The organism is Anaerospora sp. (assembly GCF_032013335.1).
Classification (GTDB): Bacteria; Bacillota; Negativicutes; order Sporomusales; family DSM-15969; genus Anaerospora.
This window is the reverse complement of record NZ_DALZUO010000008.1, coordinates 155,224-161,688: the sequence shown is the minus strand read 5'-3', so window position 1 is coordinate 161,688 and position 6,465 is coordinate 155,224. Positions and strand designations below refer to the sequence as shown.

7 protein-coding genes are annotated in these 6,465 nt (G+C 43.8%); 4 read left to right on the top strand and 3 right to left on the bottom strand.

The window, feature by feature from the left end; all coding sequences use genetic code 11:
- Positions 1 to 308: tripartite tricarboxylate transporter substrate-binding protein (locus RTR76_RS09255; protein WP_312519590.1), on the top strand; the 308-nt coding region annotated here is incomplete at its 5' end.
- Positions 309 to 400: 92 nt separating this feature from the next.
- Positions 401 to 1,345, top strand: coding sequence for a tripartite tricarboxylate transporter substrate binding protein (locus RTR76_RS09250; RefSeq protein ID WP_312519609.1), 945 nt, complete (start codon positions 401 to 403; stop codon positions 1,343 to 1,345).
- A 48-nt stretch (positions 1,346 to 1,393) separates the two neighbouring features.
- Here RTR76_RS09250 and RTR76_RS09245 read toward each other — a convergent pair whose 3' ends face one another.
- Together RTR76_RS09245 and RTR76_RS09240 are read right to left on the bottom strand one after the other, a co-directional pair.
- On the bottom strand, positions 1,394 to 1,681 hold the full coding sequence (locus RTR76_RS09245; RefSeq protein ID WP_312519588.1) for a hypothetical protein: 288 nt from the start codon (positions 1,679 to 1,681) through the stop codon (positions 1,394 to 1,396).
- Between the two features lie 24 nt (positions 1,682 to 1,705).
- A complete protein-coding gene (locus RTR76_RS09240) occupies positions 1,706 to 2,440 on the bottom strand; it encodes a SagB/ThcOx family dehydrogenase (protein ID WP_312519586.1) in 735 nt (244 codons plus the stop codon).
- A 128-nt stretch (positions 2,441 to 2,568) separates the two neighbouring features.
- Here RTR76_RS09240 and RTR76_RS09235 point away from each other — a divergent pair, with 128 nt between their 5' ends.
- Complete coding sequence (locus RTR76_RS09235; RefSeq protein WP_312519584.1) at positions 2,569 to 3,150, top strand: Fe-Mn family superoxide dismutase; 582 nt, start codon at positions 2,569 to 2,571, stop codon at positions 3,148 to 3,150.
- A gap of 80 nt (positions 3,151 to 3,230) precedes the next feature.
- Here RTR76_RS09235 and RTR76_RS09230 read toward each other — a convergent pair whose 3' ends face one another.
- Complete coding sequence (locus RTR76_RS09230; RefSeq protein ID WP_312519582.1) at positions 3,231 to 4,958, bottom strand: HAMP domain-containing methyl-accepting chemotaxis protein; 1,728 nt, start codon at positions 4,956 to 4,958, stop codon at positions 3,231 to 3,233.
- Positions 4,959 to 5,163: 205 nt separating this feature from the next.
- On the opposite strand from RTR76_RS09230, the gene RTR76_RS09225 reads away from it, so the two are divergent.
- Positions 5,164 to 6,453 carry a lactate racemase domain-containing protein gene (locus tag RTR76_RS09225; RefSeq protein ID WP_312519580.1) on the top strand — a complete coding sequence of 430 codons (1,290 nt, stop codon included), beginning with the start codon at positions 5,164 to 5,166 and terminating at the stop codon, positions 6,451 to 6,453.
- The last annotated feature ends 12 nt before the right edge of the window (positions 6,454 to 6,465 follow it).

Below are 6,465 nucleotides of genomic sequence, written 5' to 3'. Positions count from 1 at the left end.
TAAATGACCCAGTGTTTGCACAAGTACCAACCTTTAAAGAACAAGGATTAGATATTGTTTTTAACAGTTGGTTTGGAGTTGCATGTCCCAAAGAGTTACCCCTAGAAATAAAAAATAAACTGGCTGAGAGTCTTAAAAATATTATGGCTACACCTGAGTTTCGGAAGAGCATTGAAGATATGGGGTACCAATTGGATTATTCAGGGCCTAAAGATGCAGCTAAGAAGTGGCAAGATGATAATCAGAAATTAAGTAAAACAGTAAAAGAAACGGGTATTTTAGATCTGATAAAAGCACAGAAGCAGTAGCCTGTTAGAGGAGGAGAAAAGTGCGTAAACAAACGGTTACGTGGATATTAGTATGTTTATTAATGTCAATAATAATAGGAGGTTGTACAAGTATGCAAACTGTTAAAGTACCCGTAGCTCCCCAATATCCGGAAAGACCAATTACCGTAATTGTCCCTTTTAGTGCTGGAAGCGGTTTGGATGTTCTTGCTCGAATAATGGAGAAAGGAGCATTAAAGCATTTAGGCCAGCCTTTAATAATTGTCAATAAAGCAGGTGGGTCAGGAACCATAGGATGGAACGAAATAGCAGGATCAAATCCAGATGGATATACAATTGGTATGAGTGGAATAGATTTGGTATTGCAACCGATATATGGGGTAGCAAAATATAATTATATGACCGCATTAGAACCGATAGCTCAAATTGCACCATCACCTTTTGTTATTGCTGTACAGGGGAGTCAGCCTTGGCAAAATATAGATCAGCTCATTAATTATGCCCGCCAGTATCCCGGTGAAATTAAATTTGGGCATTGGGGTACCGGATCATTAGGTCATGTTATTGGAGAAGTTTTGGGTAAGACGGCAAATGTTTCTCTGGAACAGGTTCCATTTCGCGGTGGATCAGAAGCAATGGCAGCTTTGCTGGGAGGGCATATTCAAATAGCTATTGTTTCTCCGGCTATGGTAAAAGAACATATTAAAAGTGGAACAGTGAAAGTATTAGCAGTAACTTCTGATAAGCGAATAGCTGATCCTGTCTTTTCAAATATACCAACATTTAAAGAAGAAGGATTAGATATTGTTTTTAATCTCTGGTTTGGAGTGACGGCGCCTAAAGAACTGCCTGTCGAAGTAAAAAACAAGTTGTCAAATGGATTTAAAGCAATAATCACAGACCCTGAGATTGTATCGGATATCGAGAGTCTAGGTCTGCATGTAGAATATCTTGACCCGCAAAATACCGCTATGCAGTGGCAACAGGATAATAAGAAACTTACTAAAACAGTAAAAGAAACAGGTATTCTTGACCTCATTAAGTCTCAAAAGCAATAAATGCAGAAAAAGCAGTGGCGTTGGCCACTGCTTTTTCGTTATGATGGTTTATTGATTTACAATGCGAATAAAGCTTACTGCAAAAGCAGTTTTGATTGCCGGAAGAAAGCGGCTGGTGATTACGGACCGATACATTTCTTTTCTGGTAATTAGCAATAACTGATCGTCCACTTTGCGCAGGGAGGCGAGCGAATTGATATATTTATCAAAATCGGCTGGACCTATTGCAATACGTAAAGCGTCTAAGGCTTCTGACAGATGAGGCATCTCCTGAGAAATACGCTCTTCTAAAGGCGTAAAAGGAATTGTATAGCGGTTGCTTGCTTCGGTAGACATCGTTTTTTTCTCCATCTATATGTATTATTTATGGCCTACGGTGGCCAGATAGATTGCAAAAGCGCTTTCCCCATCAAGGCCAAGAAAGGTGTTCAATTGATCATCGTCATAGGAGGCAATGGCGCAGACCCCGGCGTCAATACTTTCAGCCGCCAAATAAAGATTTTGGCAGACATGCCCGGCATCCAGATGCAGGTAGCGGTAGGCCCGCTCACCGTAGCGCCAGCTCATCCGATAAGGAACTGCCACCCAGATAAAGAGCACGGCTGCTGTCTTAATAAAGGACTGATTAGAGCAGTAGCTGGTTACTTGATCAGCAATATCATTATCAATAGAATGGGTAATAAGGGCTAATTGGTGTTTGCTTGCCACAAAACGATACAACCCGGGCTGTACTCCGCTCACATTATTGATGACCAGCCATGTTTCAAGGGCATGGCGGGCACCTGCAGAAGGAACTGTGCGAAGCGAATGAGACGGCAGTGCCTTTTGCACACCCTGCGTGCACCATAAAAGATGTGACAGTTCAGCAATAGAAAGATGTCCTCCAGTATATTTCCGGATGGACCGGCGCTGTTGAATAGCAGTACTAATATCAAGTGAATCAATTTGCAGGTCTTGCGGCAGTGGCAGATTAATAAGCTGCGCAGCCGAGTCATACTCAAGCTCAAGTGATGGTTGAGGTTTTCCTAATGACTGATCGGATTGCTCCAGGTGGCGATGCTTCGTCTTCTCCATGAAGTCTTTGCCGATTTTCAAGTTTTGAGCACCTCACTTTATATAGTTGCTAACTCTATCATACTGCCACCTGGTATTTTTTTCAATAAAGGGTTCAGTAAGTGTGGCAGCACATAAAATAATAGTGTAATTGAAAGGAGGTTACTATTGTGGTTTATAAGGTAAAAGATTATTCTCATCTCTTAGGGTTGGAGGGTTTCAGTAACCGCTTACTGAAAAATCATTTTACATTATATGAAGGCTATGTAAAAAACACGAACTTACTTTTGGCAACGTTAAAAGATCTAATAGTGGAAGGAAAAGGCTCTACACCGGAATATGCCGAGCTAAAAAGGCGGTTAGGCTGGGAATACAACGGGATGAGACTCCATGAATATTACTTTGCCAATCTGGGCGGTAATGGAGAAGTAGATGATGAAAGTCATTTAGCAGAACGGATTGAAGCTAACTTTGGCAGTCTGGCACTCTGGCAAGCGGATTTTAGAGCTACTGGAATGATGCGAGGTATTGGGTGGGCAGTGCTATACAGAGACAATGCGACAGGGAGACTAATTAATTTTTGGATTAATGAACATGATGTCGGACATCCCAGCGGCGGCTCTGCGCTCTTGGTAATGGATGTTTGGGAGCATGCTTATATGCTGGACTATGGCCTTGACCGCAAAGACTATATTGATGCTTTTTTCCGTAATTTAGACTGGACCATTGTTGATCAACGGCTGAGACGCTGAAAGTGAATGAGAAAGACGTAAGCATGTGCCTATGCCGGAAGGGCTAGGCGCCAAGCTTACGTCTTTTTTTAAAAAATCTATTAAACCTTAAATTTGCGAATGTCTCCTTGCAGTTCTTCAGCCATCATCGATAATGTACGGCTGGTTGCGGCAATTTCCTGCATAGAAGCAGTTTGTTCTTCTGTTGCCGCCGATACACTTTGTGTTTCGGCAGAGGTTGATTTAGTAATGGTATCAATGCTTTGGACAGCTGTCACAATTGCTTGGCTGCCGATCGACAATTGATTAGTCGTTTGTGTAATATCCGTTACTTTGGCGGTAATAGTGGCAATCATTTGTGCAATATCATGAAAAGCTGCGCCAGCTTCAGAGACAACCTGAGCCCCTCTTTTAGCTTCAGCAGTTCCGCTGTTCATGGCTGTAACAGCTTGATTGGTTTCTGATTGGATTTCTTTAATTAATTGCGCAATATGCTTTGCTGCTTCTGCTGATTTTTCAGCAAGCTTTCTTACTTCGTCGGCAACAACGGCAAAGCCACGTCCCTGTTCACCGGCGCGTGCCGCTTCAATTGCCGCGTTAAGCGCCAGCAAATTAGTCTGCTCAGCAAGCTCGGTAATCGTATCGACTATTTCGCTGATTTGAACGGAACGTTCGCCCAATCTGCCGACTACCTGAGCAGAAGATTGAACAGTCTGGTTGATATTGTCCATTTGACTTTGTGCAGAGTCCACAAGCGTGCCGCCTTTATCGGCTGCGTTGGCAGCTGTTTCGCAGAGATCGTTGGCTTCCTGGGCATTGGCGGCAGCTGACACAACATCACTGGCAGTTTGATCAACTTGTACTAAGGTTTGCTCGACTGCCTGGGATTGAGTTTGTGCTCCGCCTGCAACCTCAACAATCGAGTTTGCAACCTGAGTGGACGCTAGTGCAGATTGTTCGGCGCTAGCCTGCAGCTGCTCTGAAGCGGCTGACAGAAGCTCTGATTTTTCCTGAATAGTCAGGAGAAGCTGTTTCAAATTTATCCGCATTTGCGATAGTGACTGGGCAACCTGGCCGAACTCGTCACGGCGAATGCTTAGTTCTTTATTTTGTTCTGCGGTAAAGTCACCTGAGGCCATTGTATTGATTTCATCAGTAACAATTCGAATGGGGGTAGTGAGCTGCTTGGTCAGGAAATAGCTCATTACTAATCCCAAGACAGTAGCACAAAGACCTAAAATTACCGAGAATTTGACGCCTGCAGCTACATCACTGTTTACCCGTGTTACTTCATTGCTTGCCATTTTTGAGTTTTCATCCACGCTGGCATTAAGCGTCTTTTGAATAGACTGGGCAAAGGGAGTCAATTCGCGAGTTACTGCAGCGCTTTGCTGGCCGGCTAAAGCTGCTTTTTCCGCATTACCGGCGAGCTTTTGACCAAATTGCTCCCGAAGCAGAGGGATTAAGCGGGAAACAACACCATTGCGATATTGTTCAGTATCACTAATCAGTTTTTCCACCTGACTGCGCTGATTAGCAGGAGTTAAGGCAAGCAACTGGTTTTCAAGAGCGATTACAGAATTAAGTTTTTCCTCAAAGTTCTTACTGTACTTCTCGTCGCCTTCGGCTATGTAGCGTCTAATTTCCAATACTGCGCCGGTGTATTCATTTTCTGCTCTGGCGGAAGTGATTGCTCTGGTATTGGTTGCCTGAATGGTGGTAATACTTGATTCAACCGTAATTGCTGACCAAACAGAATAACAAGCAATAACAAGCAATAGGCATAAGATGGTAATGAGTGATAACCAAATTTTCTGTCCAATTTTCAACGTGTAGTAGCCCTCCTCAAAGATAATTTTAAATATTGTAATTTAACGTAGTTTTTTGTCGATTCTAGAAATAATAGGAAAAGTCCTGCTAAGTACTTGCCCGGTTATGCGGTATTCGCTTGCAAATTAGCAGGACTTTGCCTGCAGGTAAAGAAAAATGTAAGGTATAGACGTAAATTTTCTTTTACTTTAGGGGGTACCAGGCGTGGATGTTATCAAAGAATTGTTAAAAGATGTTCCTTTGCCTAAAATGGCGACCATTAGCCAAGTTTTTCCGTCAAATCGCTTAGTCGATGTTGCCGGATCATTGCGCAAGGAATTAAATAGAAGCATGATTTCCGAGCGTGTCCGTCCGGGGATGCGTATTGCCGTTACGGTAGGGAGCCGAGGATTAGCGGATTTACCAATACTAGTACAAGGGATTGTCAGCGAATTAAAGCGGCTGGGAGCAAAGCCTTTTGTCATACCTGCCATGGGCAGTCACGGTGGCGCTACTGCTGAGGGGCAGGAAGACGTGCTAGCTAATTTGGGCGTTACACCGGAGAGTGCAGGGTGTCCGATTGTGTCATCCATGGAAGTTGTGGAAATCGGTCGCTTGGCAAATGGTTTACCCGTCTACATGGACAAGCACGCTTTTGAAGCCGATGGCATTGTGGTACTAAACCGGGTTAAGCCTCACACCGCATTCCGGGGTAACAACGAGAGCGGTATTGTTAAGATGCTCACAATTGGCCTGGGCAAGCAAAAAGGGGCAGAAGCATGCCATGCCTACAGCTTTAAGTATATGGCAGAGCATATTGTTCTCATGGCAGAGCAGATTCTAGCAACAAATAAAATCTTATTTGGAATTGCAACTGTCGAGAATGCATATGATCAAATTATCAAAATTGCTGCTGCAGCGCCAGAGGAATTCATTGAAATAGATCGCCAGTTACTGCTGGAAGCTAAGGCAAATATGGCCAGCCTGCCGTTTAAGCAAATCGATGTGCTAGTGCTTGACCGGATCGGTAAAGACATCTCCGGTGACGGAATGGACCCGAACATAACCGGCAGATATCCCACACCTTATGCTACGGGTGGACCGGAAATTGCTAAAATGGTTGTTCTCGATTTGACGGAGCGGACCCACGGTAATGCCAATGGCATGGGTACGGCTGATTTTGCTACGCGCCGTTTAGTCAATAAGACTAACTTTCCAATGACATATGCAAATGGGTTAACCTCAACCGTTGTCGGGCCAACTCATATGCCGACAATTTTAGAATGTGATCAGGATGCCCTGCTTGCAGCAATTAAGACTTGTAATGCTAAAGATCAGAGTAAGGCAAGAGTCGTAAGGATTGCCGATACTCTGCATTTGGGAAAATTGCAGATTTCAGAAGCGCTACTCGAAGAAGCCCTGAAACTGCCTGGTGTCACTTTGCTTAGTGAGTCACAAGAGCTGGGATTTGACGAAGCTGGTAATTTGCTGGATTTAGGGTTAGCGGATGCTTAAATAGAGTTGTGC